This window comes from Acinetobacter sp. WC-141 (assembly GCF_000313935.1).
GTDB lineage: Bacteria > Pseudomonadota > Gammaproteobacteria > Pseudomonadales > Moraxellaceae > Acinetobacter.
Genome location: NZ_AMSS01000054.1, coordinates 20,869 through 39,000, shown reverse-complemented (window position 1 = coordinate 39,000; position 18,132 = coordinate 20,869). Strand labels below are relative to the sequence as shown.

The following is an 18,132-nucleotide window of genomic DNA, read 5'->3' as shown; positions in this document are numbered from 1 at the left end:
TTTAATCATCCTGATCATGCGGGTCTCATTTCAACGTCCAATGTCACATCCTTGCAAATAAACTTATCATAAGTTTATTTTATCTTCCTACGGCGTCCTATCCTTTTGCGTCATCCTGACTGCTTCCCTGTGCCGTGGGGCTATAATGCCGTTAAAGCTGTGTAAGAAAAATACTCAAAAACGACATATGCTGTAAGCGAAAACGACAATGTAAGTGAACAACTGTTCACTTATTCTTGAATTTTATAGTCGATAATAACAGGCGCATGGTCACTAAACCATTGATCTTTAAAGACCCATGCATTGGTTGTACGCGCTTTCCAGTCTGGAGAGCATGCATGATAGTCAATACGCCATCCTACATTTTTTGCGCGAGCTTGCCCTCGATTTGACCACCATGAATAAAGTTCTGCTTCGGGGCGAACTACACGGAATGTATCGACATAGCCAAGTTCATCGTAAATATGATCAAGCCATGCACGCTCATGTGGTAAACAGCCAGATGATTTTTGATTACCTGACCAGTTTTTAATATCAATACGTTTATGAACAATATTGTAGTCGCCACAAATAATGACTGACTTATTTTCATCACGCCATTGTTTCAAGATCTTTGCGTATTCACCTAAAAATAAATCTTTACGTGCCTGCGCTTCTTCACCACTTGAGCCTGAAGGTAAGTATAATGACGCAATATGTACTGGATGTGACAAACCTAAATCGAATTCAGCAGAAATAAAGCGGCCTTGACTGTCAGCCAGTTCAAACCCTAAACCGTCTTTAACAGAGACAAAGGGTAAGCGGCTATATATGGCAGTCCCTGCGTAGCCTGCACGCTCTGCTGGAAAGAGATGGGTATGCCATCCTTCGGGTCTAAATTTTTCAGTCCATTGTTCATGGGTAATGCGGCTTTCCTGCATGCATACGACATCGGCATCTGATTGTTCTAACCATTCAAGTAAGCCTTTCGTTACTGAAGAACGCAAGCCATTTACGTTAATGGAAACGACTCGAAGAATTTTTACATCACTTGGATACTGATCCTTTGGTATCATGCGAAAATTTAACCTCAATTGTGAATTTGGAGCACCTCATGACAACGCCTGTGTCATTTAACCCGCAAGCATTTATCGAACTCGCATTATCACGCGGTGTGCTTAAATTTGGTGAGTTTACTTTAAAATCTGGACGCGTGAGTCCTTATTTTTTTAATGCAGGCCTACTCAACGATGGTGAAGCTTTATCTCTTTTAGCACAAGGCTATGCCGATAAATTAACACAATGTGAAAATGTTGATGTGATTTTTGGGCCGGCTTACAAGGGGATTCCATTTGTAGCGGCAACTGCTGTTGCTTTGTCGCAAACACATAACAAAAGTGTGCCATGGGGCTTTAACCGTAAAGAAGCTAAAGATCATGGTGAAGGCGGTGTTTTAGTGGGTGCGGCGGTTGAAGGTAAAAAAGTCTGGATTATTGATGACGTAATTACTGCAGGTACAGCTATTCGTGAAGTCGTAACGATTTTAAAAAATGCTGGCGCAACTATTGCGGGTGTTTTGGTGGCATTAGATCGTCAAGAATGTGGTCAAGGTGAGCTTTCAGCAATTCAAGAAGTTCAAAAAGAATTAGAAATTCCTGTACATGCACTCATTACCATGAAAGATTTAATGGATTATTTAGAAGAGAAATGCGAAAAAGAAGCGCTAGCAAATATGCAAGCTTATCGCGAGAAATACGGTATCTAAAAAGAAAAAGGCATACACCTAAAATAGGGGTATGCCTTTTTAATATTTACTTAGAACTGATAATTAAAACGCAATAGCACATTACGTGGTGTGCCTGGCATGCTATCTGAGCGCCAGTACTCTTTATTGGTTAAGTTATTCACTGCAAGTGTGACATTCCATGGGTCTGCACTATAGCCAATTGCTGCATCAACACGGTTAAATCCTTCCATTTTTACTTGATTATTAATATTTGGATAATAAGACCCGACATAGGTCACGCCCACCTCGGTATACCACTGCTCGGTTGGTAAATAACGAACAAATAAATTACCCGTGTTCTTAGATGTGTTTGCTAAATAGTTGCCTTCTTGTTCAGGTTTTTGCTTGTCTTCTTTTACTTTTGCATCCGTATAGCCATAACCACCGCGGACAAAGACATTATCTAATACACGGCCAATAAAGCTAAATTCAAGACCACGAGATTGATGCTGACCGGCAGTTGCCCATACATCTGGTTGTTCATTAGGATTTGGTTTATAGCGAATATTATTCTTACGAATATCAAAGACAGAAAATTGGGTATTTAAACGATTATCTAACCATTCACTTTTTACACCCACTTCATATTGCTCGTTATATTGAGGCTCTTTATCCATTTTTGTGACATCGGTGCTTCCAGTAACTTGGTTAACACCCATTTGTCCGCCAAACGGTGCAAAGCTCTTAGAGTAAGACGTATAAAAGCTATGTTCCGGAAGCGGTTGCCATACCAAACCAACATTTGGGCTAAAGCTACCATCTTTTACATTACGGTGTTCATTGGTAAGTTTGTTGGTGGTTGAAAAGTCGAAGTAATCGTAGCGGACACCCATCATCAGTTTAAGTTGGTCATTTAGACCAATTAAATCTTGAATAAATACGCCGTAAGTTGTGCCTTCATTATAGTTATGCTGTCTAATTTCTAATGGGCCATTGCCACGACTGTATTCTCGTTCACCATTGATTGGATTAACGTAACCATAAATGGCTGACCCATTTTGAGTTTTATTGGCTAGACGTGGCTCTCGCTGTTCATACGTCCAGTCTGTACCCAACATAATTTGGTGTTCAAGCGAGCCTGTTTTGAACTTGCCCTTAATATCAAATGTATTGGTGGTGGTTTTATTGCTGGTTTGTTGCCAATAGTAAATTTGGTCGATGTAACCTTTTTTAGTGGTGCATGCTTCACCTTTCAAACTTTTTCCATCTAAACCACAATAAGTGCCAAAGTAAAAGTGGTCAAAGTTTTGTTCTGCTTGTCGGTAACTTGCTGCCCAGTGAAAGTTCCAATCAGGCGCATATTGATAATTCACATCGGTGCGAACCACTTGCAAAATATCATCAACATAATCGCCGTCTTGGGCAAATCCTGTTTTGATTGAAGTTCCTGCTGGCAAGTTGTCACTTGTGGGGCCACGGTCAGGCACACGACCTAATTTGTCATAGGTATACTGTGTGGTCCAAGTGAGTGTTCCATCATCATTTTTATAAGTGAAACTTGGCGAAAACATTTCAATTTTATTTTCAATGCCAGAGCGGAAGCTCCCTGACTCGCCATATTCTCCAGTCAAACGTACGGCTAAATTACCATTAATGACTTGGTTGATGTCGGCTGTTGTTCCATAGTTATCATATGAACCTACATATGCGCCAACTGAACTTTTAGAGTCAAAATTGGCGAACTTACTCACCATATTCACAACGCCGCCACCTGCGCTACGACCATATAAGACAGAAGCGGGGCCTTTTAAAATTTCAATACGTTCAATATTGGCAGTACTACGGCGTACTTGTCCGCTTTCACGTATACCATCGCGATAGATGTCACCTGTATCGGCACCAAAACCACGAATCGTGATGCCATCACCGCGCATATCGTAATTAGTGGACACCCCAGGTGTACCTTGCAGCATGACGCTTAAATCATTCGATCCATAAATTTTATATTTCTGAACGTCAATGGTATCAACGGTTTGAGGTATATCTTTTTTGTCTAAACCATTGCGGGTGACATTGGCTTTGTCATAGTCGATATAACTTTTAATTGGGTCTAATTCACTCATGGCCTCAATTTTTATAGTAGGCAGGGAGGCCGCCACTTTTGCAGCTGTGTCTGTCGACTCCTCTGCGTAAGTACCTTGAATGTTCAAGATCATTAAACTGAGTAAGCTCAGTGGAAAAAGACGCTTAATTTGGGGAGATGATATAGAAATTCTTAACATAAAAATAAAATCAATTAACAAAAATAAAAGTATAAATGATAATTATAATCATTTAATTGTTTAGAATAAAAGAACTATTGACTCAAAAAATGACATATTTATTTTTTAATAACTATTTTTTGGGAATGTAATGAGTAAATTAAGCAAACTATGGGAATTAACTCATTAGTTTTTCTTGTTAATTGAGTTTTAGAGAGGGGCTTTCAGCAATAAAAACTCCCCCTTGAGATTAAGCATTATTTTTCAGAACATCTAAAATATCCATTTCTGGATCATAATTTTCATCAATTGTTTTGCAAATTGCTTGTCCCACAATGACATGCGTGCCATTAAAGGTCATGGTTGGCGCTTCATATAATTCCCAACCATGATTCAGTGCTTTAGTCACTCGGGCACAAAAAGCAGAGTCATCAGTACCAGTTAAATAGCGATAAAGTTTCATGTTTAGCCTTTAAAAATAATATTTTATGCTCATAGTTTAACTGAATTTACTTAAATTCCAGATCAAGAAATAACAGATAAGGTTTTACTGAAATTAAGAAAAACCCGTGAAAAATCTCAGCTATACTCATGTTAATTTAAATTTTAAGAAGAGCTTGAGCATGCGTGTACTTGTCGTCATGGATCCGATTGAAACCGTAAACCTTAAAAAGGATTCAACCATGGCAATGTTGTGGGCGGCGAGCCGTCGTGGACATGAATTAGGTTATGCATTACAGCAAGATTTATATATCGATCAAGGTAAGGCTTACGGTCTAATTTCACCGTTAAAAGTTTTTGAAGATTACAATCATTACTATGAGCTTGGCGAAAAGAAAAAAGAATCTATCGCGGCTTATGATGTAGTACTCATGCGTAAAGATCCGCCATTTGACATGAATTTTGTTTACACAACTTACGTGCTGGAACAAGCTGAGCGTGAAGGTTCATGGATTATTAATAAGCCTCAATCATTGCGTGATTGCAACGAAAAACTTTTTGCAACGCAATTTCCAGAGCTACAAGTACCTACACTTGTGACATCGCAACAAAGTTTAATTCGAGAATTTATTAAAGAACATGGTGATGTGATTGTTAAGCCGCTTGACGGTATGGGTGGCATGGGAATTTTCCGTTTATACCAAGACGGCGTAAACATTGGTTCTACCTTAGAAATGCTTACAGAGCTAGGCAACCGTCCAATTATGGCTCAGCGCTATATTCCTGAAATTGTAGAAGGGGATAAGCGTATTTTAATGGTGAATGGCGAACCTATTCCTTACTGTCTAGCCCGTATTCCACAAAATGGTGAAGTTCGTGGCAACTTGGCGGCAGGCGGTTTAGGCCAAGCGCGCCCACTGACTGAAAATGATAAGCTGATTGCAGCTAAAATTGGCCCTTTCTTACGCGAAAAAGGTTTGATTTTTGTAGGCTTAGATGTGATTGGTAATTATGTCACTGAAATTAATGTCACTAGCCCAACGTGTATCCGCGAAATTGATGCTCAATTTGGTACATCAATTGCAGACGATCTATTTGATGTATTAGAAGCTGGTCGTACAGCTTAATTAGTTATTTCAGGTGGTTTTCCGTGGTATTTATGGGAAATCACCTGAAAATATATGAATTAATAAAATAACAATACTAAATACACCACAGCTTTGTAGGCATATTTTCAAAAAAGCACATCTTTCTGTTATAAACGAGTGAAATTAGCTTTTCGTTAATGAAGCTTTAGGATTAAAATAAACGGCTACAAAAATAGATGACAATTTCCATTGTTTTTTGAGTTGAAGAATTAGACCGTGACCGATTCACAGCAAAGCAAACCTAAACATGTCATGATGATGGCTGCCGGTACAGGTGGACATGTTTTTCCAGCCCTCGCCGTAGCCAAAAAACTTCAACAACAAGGTTGTCAGGTTTCATGGTTAGCCACGCCAACAGGTATGGAAAACCGATTATTAAAAGATCAAAATATTCCAATATATCAAATTGATATTCAAGGTGTTCGTGGCAATGGATTAGTCCGTAAAATTGCCGCACCTTTTAAAATTTTAAAAGCCACTTTAAGCGCAATGCGTTATATGAAACAGCTTAAAGTTGATGCAGTTGCAGGCTTTGGCGGTTATGTTGCGGGACCGGGTGGTTTGGCAGCACGCTTGTTAGGTATTCCTGTACTTATTCACGAACAAAATGCGGTTGCTGGTTTTACCAATGCGCAGTTGTCTCGTGTTGCTAAAGTCGTGTGTGAAGCATTTCCAAATACATTTCCTGCTGGTGGAAAAGTCGTTACAACAGGAAATCCTGTACGTCATGAAATCACAGATATTTTAAGCCCAAAATGGCGTTATGATGAGCGTGCGCAAGCAGGGCAGCCTCTAAATATTCTAATTGTTGGTGGTTCTTTAGGTGCCAAAGCACTCAACGAACGCTTACCTCCAGCATTAAAACAATTACAAGTTCCACTTAATATTTTTCACCAGTGCGGCCAGCAACAAATTGAGGCAACTCAAGCACTCTATGCAGATGCACCAGCCAATTTAACTGTACATGTTTTGCCGTTTATTGAAGACATGGCAAAAGCGTATAGTGAGGCAGATTTAATTATTTGCCGAGCTGGAGCACTCACGGTAACAGAAGTTGCAACAGCAGGTGTGGCCGCAGTTTTTGTACCACTTCCTATAGCAGTTGATGACCATCAAACTGCAAATGCCAAATTTCTGGCCGATATTGGTGCTGCAAAAATTTGTCAGCAATCGACTATGACACCAGATATTCTAAATGAATTGTTCACTTCGCTGATGAACCGCCAATTACTTACAGAAATGGCAGTGAAAGCGCGTCAACATGCCCAACCAAATGCGACTCAGCATGTGGTTGATCTTATCCAAAAAATGTAATCGGATTTACTATGTCTCCATCAACAGCTGCGAACCAAGCAAAAAAACTGATTAAAGTGCCTGAAATGCGCCGTATCAAACACATTCATTTTGTGGGGATCGGCGGTGCTGGGATGTGTGGCATTGCAGAGGTATTGGGTAACCAAGGTTATAAAATTTCCGGTTCAGACATTAAAGCATCTAAAACTACAGAACAATTAGAGCAAAATGGCATCAAGGTTTATATCGGCCATCAAGCGGAAAATATTAAAAATGCCAATGTGCTTGTAGTTTCTACAGCGATTGATCCAGAAAATCCGGAAATTAAAGCAGCGATTGAGCAACGTACTCCAATCGTACGCCGCGCAGAAATGCTAGGTGAGCTTATGCGTTACCGTCATGGTATTGCTGTAGCTGGTACACATGGTAAAACGACAACCACAAGTCTTTTAACGACGATGCTGGCTGAAGAAAACCTTGATCCAACTTATGTTATTGGTGGTTTACTTAACAGTACAGGCGTAAATGCTGCATTAGGTGAAAGCCGTTTCATCGTAGCTGAAGCTGATGAATCAGATGCATCTTTCCTTTATTTGCAACCAATGGCAGCGATTGTAACGAACATTGATGCTGACCATATGGATACTTATGAAGGTAGCTTTGATAAATTAAAAGATACGTTCGTACAGTTCCTTCATAACCTACCATTTTATGGTTTGGCTGTTGTTTGTGGTGATGACGCCAACATTCGTGAAATTATGCCGCGTGTAGGCCGTCCAGTCATTACTTATGGTTTTAATGAAGACAATGACATTCGCGCAATTGATGTTGAACAAGATGGTATGCGTTCACACTTTACTGTGTTACGTAAAGGTCGTGAGCCGCTACGTTTAACGATTAATCAACCGGGCATGCATAATATTTTGAATGCTTTGGCTGCTATCGGTGTTGCGACTGATGAAGGTGTTTCTGATGACGCAATTAGCCGTGCTTTAGCAGGATTTAGTGGTGTTGGTCGTCGCTTCCAAGTACAAGGCGAATTTGAACTTGCCGATGGTAACGTTAAGTTAGTTGATGACTACGGACACCATCCGAAAGAAGTAGAAGCAACTATTAAAGCTGCTCGTCAGAGCCATCCAGATCGTCGTTTGGTAATGTTATTCCAGCCACACCGTTATTCTCGTACTCGTGATTGTTTTGATGACTTTATTGAAGTGCTCTCTCAAGTCGATCAATTATTATTGTTGGAAGTTTACCCTGCAGGTGAAAAGCCTATTGTAGGTGCAGACAGCCGTACTTTGGCGCGTAGTATTCGTTTACGTGGACAGGTGGAACCGATTTTGGTCGATCCGGTTGAAGGTAATTTGCAAAACATCATGCAAAATGTGTTACAACCAAATGACTTGTTATTAACGCAAGGTGCGGGTAACGTGGGAGCAATTTCAGTAGAACTTGCACAACACCATTTGTATGTGAAATAAACAAAAAGTATTGAATAATCGGGTTAAGGATTTAAACGTGTCAAATGCTACAAAATTCGGCAAAGTTGCCGTGTTATTTGGTGGGAAATCGGCTGAGCGTGCTGTGTCTTTAGATAGTGGTCAGGCAGTTCTGGATGCTTTATTGCGTTCAGGTGTTCAGGCTGAAGCATTTGATCCGCAAGACCGCAGTGTGACTGAACTTGTAAATTATGATCGTGCATTTATCGTATTGCATGGTCGTGGTGGTGAAGACGGCCAGATTCAAGGTGTACTTGAATGGTTAAATCTGCCTTATACCGGAACAGGTGTGCAAGGTTCTGCCATTGGCATGGATAAAGTTAAAACTAAGCAAATCTGGCAAGGTAGCGATTTACCTACAGCGCCATATCGCATTATTACTAAAGAAACAGATTTAGATGCGGTTATTGCTGAGTTAGGTTTACCTGTCATTATCAAACCTGTACATGAAGGCTCAAGTGTCGGCATGAGTAAGGTTGAGAAAGCGGAAGACTTTGCTGCTGCAATTGAGAAAGCGACTCAGCACGATGCAGTTGTGATGGCAGAAAAGTGGATCACAGGTCGTGAATTCACAATCTCATTCCTAAATGGTCAGCCGTTACCTGTAATTCGCTTACAACCACCAGCAGATGTTGCTTTCTACGACTACGAAGCGAAATATCAACGTAATGATGTAGAGTATGGTATTCCTTGTGGTCTAAGTGAGACAGAAGAGAAAAACTTACAAGCATTATGCTTACGTGCTTTTCAGGCAGTTGGCGCAGAAAGCTGGGGCCGTATTGATGCGATGCAGGATGAGCAGGGTAATTTCTGGCTTTTAGAAGTAAACACTGTGCCAGGTATGACCAGCCACTCTTTAGTTCCAAAAGCTGCGAAAGCTGTTGGCTATAGTTTTGATGAATTGTGTGTTGCGATTCTAGAGCAAACATTGGAAGGTACGGCTTAAATATGGCACAACTTCCGGCTTCCATGCGCCGTAAACGTGCGGCCATCACCTCTATTCATGATAAACCGCCTACGCGTAAGCAAAAGCTTGCGAATGCTGGTGGATGGGTGCTGTTGGTTATTGCTTTTGTAGTGCTGGCAGTCGGAATTTATGGGCTATATAAAGTTATTACCGATGCAAAAGTTGCAAAGCTAGAAGTTGTGGGTTCGGCGTCTTCAGTTGAAACTCAACAAGTAATGCAGCATGTTGCTCCAATTATAAAAGCGAATTATTTCACATCTGATTTAGAACAAATTCGTGACAAAACATTAGAAATTTCATGGGTAGACCGAGTTGTTGTATCTCGTGCTTGGCCCAATGGTATTCGTGTTCGTGTCATGCCTCGACATGCTATCGCCCGTTGGGGAACAGGTCGCTTGTTAAGCGATGGAGGCGATGTATTTAGTGAGGCAGAGCCAACAATTCATCCTGAGCTTCCGTTACTCCATGGTCCGGTAAGCCAGTCGAAAATGATGATGCGACGCTATAATGAAATTAATCAATTATTCCATCCTGTCAATTTGCGCTTAAAAGAGTTATATCTGACGGAGCGCATGACTTGGTTTATGCAGTTTGATTCAGGTTTACGAATTATTGTTGACCAAGATCAAACAATGAATAAGTTGCAACGTTTAAGTCATCTGGCACAATCTGACTTAAAACCGGTGTGGTCGAAAATCTCAGCCATTGATTTGCGATATCGTAATGGATTATCTATTCAATGGAAGAACGCAACACCACCTAAAATTGTGAATGGTCAGTTTGTTGTAACGATTGATGACACAAGCATTGCAGGTGGAACAAAAGCAAAGCCATAATACGTGGCTTTAAAATAGGCAATTTGCCTGGTATTAAACAACAAAGAAATGGTATGAGTGATGAGTGAAGCTGTTCCCTCAGTTGTTGCGATTGACATTGGGACACATAAAGTTTCAGTTTTGATTGGAAAAATTCATGCGCCGGATAACATTCAAGTTATCGGTATGGCAACTGCTCGCAATCGAGGCATGAATAAAGGAAAAATTGTAAGCCTCGATAAAGTCATCGCTGCGATTAAAAATGCTGTTGCTGAAGCGGAAAATATGGCCGAATGTCGCATTCATAGCGCATGGGTATCGATTCCGAGTACCGAGTTGCAAAGTTTTTATGCCTCTGGTCGTACACCAGTTGCTAATCCAGCACATGTTATTACAACAAATGAAGTCGTGCGCGCGTTAGAATTGGCAAAAGCAAGTCATGTGACTTCTGATTACTATTTAGCAAGTGCAGTGCCGTTAGGCTTTGAATTGGGTGATTCTGCTGAATGGGTGCAGAATCCAATTAATATGACTGCCCATAGTATGACAGGACATTATCAGCTCATGATGATGCCTATAGCGACTATGCAAAACCTTGATCGCGCTATGAAAGGTGCAAATATCGGGGTTGAAAAAATGGTGGTATCTTGTCTGGCAACCGCTGAGGCAAGCTTGCTGAAAGATGAAAAAGAGTATGGTGTTTGTCTAGTCGATATTGGCGCAGGCATTACCAATCTTGCTGTTTATCTGGATGGACGTTTAGCTCTGGCACGTACATTGCAGCGCGGTGGTGAACACGTTACACGTGATATTGCTGCTGTATTGCAAACCACGACAGAAGAAGCTGAACGAATTAAAATTCTGCATGGTTGTGTTGATTTAAGTGCTGTTAAGCCAGATCACATGATTCAGGTTGAAGGAATTGATGGCCCTCAAACTATTAGTCGAATTGAGTTGTCAGAAATTATTATTGCCCGTTATGAAGAGATCTTTAGCCAGATTCGCGATGAACTCGAACAGAGCGGCGCAATTCATGGTTTATACCATGGTGTAGTGTTGACAGGAGATGCTTGTCAAATCGAAGGTATGGTGAGTTTGGCTCGTCGTATGCTGGGGGTATCTGCCCATTTGGGTAATCCGCCGTTACAGGTTTATGCTGATGATCAACATCAGGCAGCATTACGTCGTTCGATGTATGCAACAGCAGCTGGTTTGCTCATGTTTAGCCAAAGTGAGTTGCAAGAAGCTGTTGAAGAGCCTGAAGAGGCAAATGACCGTTCGGTATGGGAGCGAATGGTAAATGGCTGGAATGCATTTAATAGCAAGCTAAAAGCCATTTTTTAGGATGTATGGATTTATTGGTAGAATTGTTAGGAAGTTGTAAGAGAAAACCACTGTACTTGACAAGGTTTGTATTGCACAGCATTCTTAAAATTAGTTATTTTTGAAAATCAAGGCAGTATACGGGCTGAAGTGACTGCCATAATGTATTAGGAACCCTAAAGGTCATGGCCTCATTTGAATTTATAGAAGATGAACTAAACGATGGCAACGGTCAAGCCCGTTTCACTGTATTTGGTGTAGGTGGTGGTGGCGGTAATGCCGTTCAACATATGGTGCAGTCTGATATTCAAGGTGTTAAATTCGTTTGTGCCAATACAGACAAACAAGCACTGGACTGTATGAATGCACCTTTCAAAATTCAGTTAGGCGAGCAAAGCACACGTGGTCTAGGAGCTGGTGCTAACCCTGAAGTGGGGCAAGTTGCAGCAGAAGAAAGCCGTGAAATTATTCGTCACCACCTCGAAGGTACGGATATGGTATTTGTTACCGCTGGTATGGGTGGTGGTACGGGTACAGGCGCGGCACCTGTGGTGGCTGAAGTTGCCAAAGAAATGGGTATTTTGACTGTTGGTGTTGTAACAACTCCATTTAACTTTGAAGGTCGTCGCCGTTTAAAGTCTGCTGAACGCGGTATTGAAGCGCTTGAAGCACATGTTGATTCATTGATTATTATCCCTAACCAACGCTTACTCAGCGTATATGGCGATATTTCAATGAAAGATGCTTATAAAAAAGCTGATGATGTATTGTTAAACGCTGTACGTAGTATCTTTGACCTTGTTGTAAATCGTGGTCACATTAACCTTGACTTCGCCGATTTGAAAACTGCAATGAGTACACGTGGTTATGCCATGATGGGTGCAGGTTTAGGTCGTGGTGAAGATCGTGCACGTCAAGCTGCTGAACAAGCAATTCGTAGTCCATTACTTGATAACGTCAATATTATTAATGCTAAAGGTGTGTTGATTAACATTACTGGCGGCGATGATATTACTTTACGTGAAACTGAAATCATTACTGATGTCGTGAACCAGATTGTTGACCTTGATGAAGGTGAAATCTTCTACGGTACGGTATTTGATCCAGATGCGCGTGATGAATTACGCGTAACAGTGATTGCAACTGGTTTAACTCGTAATGCAGCAGATGCAGAACCAAGAAAACGTAATACAGTAAGTCATGCATCGACTCAATCAGCTCAATCTGTTGATGAAGATGACGTTCCTGCAATTAATAAGCGTCAAAATGCAGACAATGAAGTGAGTAGCACAGCAAGTTCTTCTCCACGTTCTTCTCCAATGAGTATTCAAGATTACTTGAAAAATCAGCAACGTAAGTAAAATATTATTAGATTTTAAAAAAGGCAGTGTTTAAACACTGCCTTTTTTTGTTTTTGATCAATGACTAAATATGCTAACGTATAGCGGTTTTAAAAAAGAAGTTACAAAGCATGGTGAAACAACGTACTCTCAATCGTGTGGTAAAAGCGAGTGGAATAGGTCTTCATAGCGGTCAAAAAGTGATGATCAATTTCATTCCACATACCGCGGATGGAGGTATTGTATTTCGTCGTATCGATTTAGATCCGCCTGTTGAAATCCATGCGAATGCATTGCTCATTCAAGAAGCTTTTATGTGCTCTAATTTAGTGATTGGTGACATAAAAGTTGGAACAATTGAGCATGTGATGAGCGCAATTGCAGGCTTGGGAATTGATAACCTTATTGTTGAGGTATCTGCGTCTGAAGTTCCGATTATGGATGGAAGTGCTGGTCCATTTATTTACCTATTAATGCAAGGTGGATTACGCGAACTGGATGCGCCGAAAAAATTTATAAGAATATTAAAGCCAGTTGAAGCATTAATAGATGATAAAAAAGCAATTTTTAGCCCCCATAATGGTTTTCAGTTAAATTTTACGATTGATTTTGACCATCCAGCATTTGCTAAAGAATATCAATCTGCCACTATCGATTTTTCTACTGAAACATTTGTATATGAAGTAAGTGAAGCTCGTACTTTTGGTTTTATGAAAGATCTAGATTATCTCAAAGCAAATAACTTAGCGTTGGGTGCAAGTTTAGATAATGCGATTGGTGTAGATGACACAGGCGTTGTTAACGAAGAAGGTTTACGTTTCGCCGATGAATTTGTAAGACATAAGATTTTAGATGCAGTAGGTGATTTGTATTTGCTTGGTCATCAAATTATTGCCAAGTTTGATGGCTATAAGTCAGGACATGCTTTAAATAATCAGTTGTTACGCAATGTTCAAAGTGATCCAAGTAATTATGAAATTGTAACATTTAATGACGAGAATGAATGTCCAATTCCATATGTCAGTGTGACATAAGTCATTGTCTTTACTTGGCTACGTTATATTGTAACGTTGTAAAGTGTGATTATCGTCACATAATAAGAACGATTCTAATTAAGAAATAGAAAGCCCCTCATTTTTTATTGCTTGCCAAACGTAGTAAAGCTTGGCTAAGCTTAGGGTCGCTCACAAAGTCGGCTGCACTACGTAACATTTCTTGTGTTTCCGGGGGGATGGGTTTAGATGGATCAGATGAGGGTGGATTTGGAATATTTTTATTTCTCAAGCGAACCTGAATTCTTTGTAAGTCTTTTAACCCTTCAAGTTGAGATAATTTAGATACATATTGGTTCTGTAAATAACTGAGTTGACTGATCATCGCTTGATTTTCACCAGTAATGATTAAAGAACCATTTTGATAACACACGACCTGCCATTGTTCCGGTTGGGGCAATAAGGGTTGGATAATTTTCGTAAGTCTTTGCCATTGCGCGACTTGCGTTGTTAGAAACGTAAGGTTTCCTGTTTTTATGTGTTTTCCGGTTTGTTGAAAAACGTTATCGGGTTTAGACATGGGTCATTCTCGGATAGATTCTTGTCTTCATCTTAAGCGTTCATTTCGATTGATATCAAGGAAGAGATCATAAGGAACTTGAGTAAGAACAGTTTCAAGAGGTTTTTATGCACACGCGTCGTATTTTATTAGCGTTTTCACTTGCCGCTTCGGCAGCATCAGTTGCTTTTGCAGATTATCAAACAATTAACCAATCTACTGATTCAGATCGATTGGAACAACTATCAAAAACATTATCTCAAGGTTCATATACCCATCCTGACGATTTAGATCTTCCGGCGAGTGCGAAAGTTTCAGTGACCTTACGCCAAAAAACGGTTGAGCTCAACAATGAGTCGCTCGCAAAAAAATATGGCAATACGAGTGCGAAGAATTCTTTCAATGCCTCTTCTTCAAATGCTTACTCTTGGTTAATTGCTCATCCTCTTCCTGATACTGTACGAGTTTCTTCAAACTTCGGTGGTCGTACAATGAGTGGCCGTGCCGAACATCATGGCGGTTTAGATATGGCTGCTCCGAGTGGCACACCAATCTATGCAACAGGCCCAGGTATTGTAACGAAATCTGGTTGGGGCACTGGCTATGGCCAATATGTTGAAATTAACCATGGTAATGGCTACTTAACACGCTATGCTCATGCTTCGCGCTTAATGGTACGTGTAGGCGACCAAGTATCTGCTGGTGAACATATTGCCAATGTAGGCTGTACTGGCCGCTGTACTGGTCCACATTTGCACTATGAAGTAGTTAAAGATGGTCAACGTAAGAATCCAACTACTTACTTGGCAATGCTTCCATAAAAGCATAGTTAAAAAGGTAAGGTTATTAAATTTATGAATCTAAAACTAAGCTAAACCTTTTTTAACGTAAAGATTGTATAAAAAAACGCCATTATTGGCGTTTTTTTGTTATTTTGTTTAATGCTCGGTCAATGACTATTCATTCAGAAAATAATAGGCCCCCCTCACATTCACCCGTGGCAATAACTAGAGAGGGGTAAAACGTGGTAAAAATACAAAGTAGATTAAAGAACAAGGAACAGGTGAATTATGGCGTTTTACGGTGACTCCGATGCACAAGAAACCCAAGAGTGGCAAGATGCATTCGATTCAGTTTTACAACATATGGGAACTGAGCGCGCGGCATTCTTATTGGAAAAACTTTACCAACAAGCAATTGCTAAGCATGTTCCCATTCAACGTCTCAATACACCTTACTTAAATACAATTTCTGTTGAAGAACAACCTGCAATGCCAGGCGACCAAGATATGGAACGCCGTATTCGTGCATTGATTCGTTGGAATGCCTTAGCAATGGTACTTCGTGCGAATAAAACAGGTGATGATTTAGGTGGACACTTGGCGAGCTTCGCATCAAGTGCAACATTATATGACGTAGGTTTTAACCATTTCTTCCGCGCAAACAGCGATAACTTTGGCGGAGATATGATTTATTACCAAGGACACTGTGCTCCTGGTATTTATGCACGTTCATTCCTTGAAGGACGTTTAACTGAAGAACAGTTAAGTAATTTCCGTCGTGAAGTTGGCGGTAACGGTTTACCAAGCTATCCACATCCATATTTAATGCCGGACTATTGGCAATTCCCAACTGTATCAATGGGTCTTGGTCCAATCATGTCGATTTATCAAGCACACATTCAGAAATATTTGATGAACCGTGGCTTGATCAAAGAAGAAGATCGTAAAGTCTGGGCATATCTTGGCGATGGTGAGATGGATGAGCCAGAAAGTACTGGTGCAATTTCACTTGCTGGTCGTGAAAAACTTGATAACTTGATCTGGGTGGTTAACTGTAACTTACAGCGTCTAGATGGCCCTGTACGTGGTAATGGTAAAATCATTCAAGAATTAGAATCTTTATTCCGTGGTGCGGGCTGGCGTGTAATTAAAGTTGTATGGGGCCGTCATTGGGATCCACTTCTTGCAAAAGACAGCTCAGGCGCTTTAAAAGCGGTCATGGAAGAAACAGTTGATGGTGAATACCAACGCTATCAAGTGAAAGGTGGTGCATATACACGTGAGAAATTCTTTGGCAAGTACCCAGAAGCTGCGGAACTTGTAAAAGATTTAAGCGATGAAGACATCGATAATCTTAACCGTGGTGGTCATGACCCATACAAAGTTTTTGCTGCCTATGCAGAAGCAATGAAAGCCAAAGGTCAACCAACAGTTATTCTTGCGAAAACTGTTAAAGGTTATGGTTTGTCTGAAGAAATTGAGGCGGTGAACAAAACTCACCAAATCAAAAAAATGCAGATCGATTCTTTGAAATATGTACGTGACCGTTTTAACCTTCCATTTACAGACGATAAGTTAGAAGAGCTTCCATTCTACCGCCCAAGTGAAAACTCTCCAGAAATGAAGTATATGAAGGCGCGTCGTGAAGCGTTAGGTGGTTACCTACCTGCACGTCGTAAAGAGAGTGAAATTTTAGCGATTCCTGAATTATCTGTATTTGATGCTGTATTAAATGGTTCAGGTGGTAAAGAGCAATCTACCACTATGGTGATGGTTCGTTTAATTGCTGCTTTACTTAAAGAAAAAGCAATTAAAGACCGCGTAGTACCAATCGTTCCAGATGAAGCGCGTACTTTTGGTCTAGAAGGTATGTTCCGTCAGCTTGGTATTTATGCAGCTCACGGTCAAAAATATACCCCAGAAGACCAAGAACAGTTAATGCATTACCGTGAAGCAAGTGACGGTCACATGCTTCAAGAAGGGATTAACGAAGCTGGTGCGATGAGCGCATGGGCTGCGTTGGCAACAAGTTATTCAACCAATAACTTGCCAATGATTCCGATGTATATGTACTACTCAATGTTTGGTTTCCAACGTATTGGTGACATTGCATGGGCAGCTGGTGATGCACAAGCTCAAGGTTTCTTGTTAGGTGCTACTGCTGGTCGTACCACCTTGAACGGTGAAGGTTTACAGCACCAAGATGGTCATTCGCATATCTTGGCGAACACGATTCCTAACTGTGTATCTTATGACCCATGTTTTGGTTACGAATTGGCTGTAATCGTTCATGACGGTTTACAACGTATGTACGTGAACCAAGAGCGTGTGTTCTATTACTTAACTGTAATGAACGAAAACTACGAGCATCCTGCAATGCCTGAAGGCGCTGAGGAAGGCATTAAACGTGGTATGTACTTGTTCGAAAAAGATGAAAAAGCAACTGTTCAGTTACTCGGTTCAGGTGTAATTCTTCGTGAAGTGATCAAAGCTGCGAAAATCTTACGTGACGAATACCAAATCCGTTCAAACGTGTGGAGTGTAACAAGCTTCAATGAATTGTCGCGTGATGGTATGGCATGTGAAGAATACAACCGCTTACACCCACTTACTGAAGAAGTGAAAGAGTCTTGGGTATCTAAACAATTACGCGGTACAGAAGGAATTGTTGTTTCGGCAACAGATCATATGCGTGCGTATAGCGAACAAATCCGTGCTTATCTTCCAGATGGTCGCCCATTTGTTGCATTGGGTACAGATGGTTATGGTCGCTCAGATACACGTGCTAACTTACGTAGTTTCTTTGGTGTTGATGCTGCACATATCGTTGTTGCTACTTTGAAAAAATTAGCTGACGAAGGTGAAGTGGATGCACGTTTAGTTAAAGATGCAATTTCTAACTTTGAGTTAGATACTGACCGTCCAGTGGCATGGGCTCCACAAGCACATCCAGAAGTTCAGGCAGTTGCTGAATACAATGAAGCGCAAACTGGTGAGGGGAACTAAG

General features: G+C 40.7%; 15 protein-coding genes. 11 read left to right on the top strand and 4 right to left on the bottom strand.

Features of this window, described 5'->3' with window-relative positions; translation table 11 throughout:
• Window positions 1–230: 230 nt before the first annotated feature.
• Window positions 231–1,055 (bottom strand): exodeoxyribonuclease III, encoded by an 825-nt coding sequence (locus ACINWC141_RS11545; protein ID WP_009391431.1) that lies wholly within the window; start codon window positions 1,053–1,055, stop codon window positions 231–233.
• A 38-nt stretch (window positions 1,056–1,093) separates the two neighbouring features.
• On the opposite strand from ACINWC141_RS11545, the gene pyrE reads away from it, so the two are divergent.
• Window positions 1,094–1,744 (top strand): orotate phosphoribosyltransferase, encoded by a 651-nt coding sequence (pyrE, locus tag ACINWC141_RS11540; RefSeq protein ID WP_009391435.1) that lies wholly within the window; start codon window positions 1,094–1,096, stop codon window positions 1,742–1,744.
• Between the two features lie 50 nt (window positions 1,745–1,794).
• Here pyrE and ACINWC141_RS11535 read toward each other — a convergent pair whose 3' ends face one another.
• Complete coding sequence (locus tag ACINWC141_RS11535) at window positions 1,795–3,987, bottom strand: TonB-dependent receptor (RefSeq protein WP_155757896.1); 2,193 nt, start codon at window positions 3,985–3,987, stop codon at window positions 1,795–1,797.
• A gap of 229 nt (window positions 3,988–4,216) precedes the next feature.
• Window positions 4,217–4,429: a DUF1737 domain-containing protein gene (locus ACINWC141_RS11530; protein ID WP_009391394.1), complete on the bottom strand. Its 213-nt coding sequence runs from the start codon at window positions 4,427–4,429 to the stop codon at window positions 4,217–4,219.
• A gap of 160 nt (window positions 4,430–4,589) precedes the next feature.
• Here ACINWC141_RS11530 and gshB point away from each other — a divergent pair, with 160 nt between their 5' ends.
• The 8 genes from gshB to lpxC all read left to right on the top strand — a co-directional run bounded on the left by gshB (window position 4,590) and on the right by lpxC (window position 13,826).
• On the top strand, window positions 4,590–5,534 hold the full coding sequence (gene gshB, locus ACINWC141_RS11525) for a glutathione synthase (protein ID WP_009391338.1): 945 nt from the start codon (window positions 4,590–4,592) through the stop codon (window positions 5,532–5,534).
• Window positions 5,535–5,771: 237 nt separating this feature from the next.
• Window positions 5,772–6,869: an undecaprenyldiphospho-muramoylpentapeptide beta-N-acetylglucosaminyltransferase gene (gene murG / locus ACINWC141_RS11520; RefSeq protein ID WP_009391329.1), complete on the top strand. Its 1,098-nt coding sequence runs from the start codon at window positions 5,772–5,774 to the stop codon at window positions 6,867–6,869.
• A gap of 11 nt (window positions 6,870–6,880) precedes the next feature.
• Window positions 6,881–8,329, top strand: coding sequence for a UDP-N-acetylmuramate--L-alanine ligase (gene murC / locus ACINWC141_RS11515; RefSeq protein WP_003654096.1), 1,449 nt, complete (start codon window positions 6,881–6,883; stop codon window positions 8,327–8,329).
• Between the two features lie 37 nt (window positions 8,330–8,366).
• Window positions 8,367–9,293 carry a D-alanine--D-alanine ligase gene (locus ACINWC141_RS11510; RefSeq protein ID WP_005300616.1) on the top strand — a complete coding sequence of 309 codons (927 nt, stop codon included), beginning with the start codon at window positions 8,367–8,369 and terminating at the stop codon, window positions 9,291–9,293.
• A gap of 2 nt (window positions 9,294–9,295) precedes the next feature.
• The gene (locus tag ACINWC141_RS11505; protein ID WP_009391444.1) at window positions 9,296–10,150 is read left to right on the top strand and encodes a cell division protein FtsQ/DivIB; all 855 of its coding nucleotides are present in this window, start codon (window positions 9,296–9,298) and stop codon (window positions 10,148–10,150) included.
• Between the two features lie 60 nt (window positions 10,151–10,210).
• On the top strand, window positions 10,211–11,473 hold the full coding sequence (gene ftsA, locus ACINWC141_RS11500; RefSeq protein WP_009391393.1) for a cell division protein FtsA: 1,263 nt from the start codon (window positions 10,211–10,213) through the stop codon (window positions 11,471–11,473).
• A gap of 164 nt (window positions 11,474–11,637) precedes the next feature.
• Window positions 11,638–12,813, top strand: coding sequence for a cell division protein FtsZ (gene ftsZ / locus ACINWC141_RS11495; protein ID WP_003654090.1), 1,176 nt, complete (start codon window positions 11,638–11,640; stop codon window positions 12,811–12,813).
• Between the two features lie 110 nt (window positions 12,814–12,923).
• On the top strand, window positions 12,924–13,826 hold the full coding sequence (lpxC, locus tag ACINWC141_RS11490) for a UDP-3-O-acyl-N-acetylglucosamine deacetylase (RefSeq protein WP_004790060.1): 903 nt from the start codon (window positions 12,924–12,926) through the stop codon (window positions 13,824–13,826).
• A 97-nt stretch (window positions 13,827–13,923) separates the two neighbouring features.
• On the opposite strand, the gene ACINWC141_RS11485 is transcribed toward lpxC, so the two are convergent.
• Window positions 13,924–14,364, bottom strand: coding sequence for a DciA family protein (locus ACINWC141_RS11485; protein WP_009391401.1), 441 nt, complete (start codon window positions 14,362–14,364; stop codon window positions 13,924–13,926).
• 107 nt (window positions 14,365–14,471) lie between these two features.
• On the opposite strand from ACINWC141_RS11485, the gene ACINWC141_RS11480 reads away from it, so the two are divergent.
• Window positions 14,472–15,164: a M23 family metallopeptidase gene (locus tag ACINWC141_RS11480; protein WP_009391396.1), complete on the top strand. Its 693-nt coding sequence runs from the start codon at window positions 14,472–14,474 to the stop codon at window positions 15,162–15,164.
• A 249-nt stretch (window positions 15,165–15,413) separates the two neighbouring features.
• The gene (gene aceE, locus ACINWC141_RS11475) at window positions 15,414–18,131 is read left to right on the top strand and encodes a pyruvate dehydrogenase (acetyl-transferring), homodimeric type (RefSeq protein WP_009391367.1); all 2,718 of its coding nucleotides are present in this window, start codon (window positions 15,414–15,416) and stop codon (window positions 18,129–18,131) included.
• Window position 18,132 lies beyond the last annotated feature (1 nt).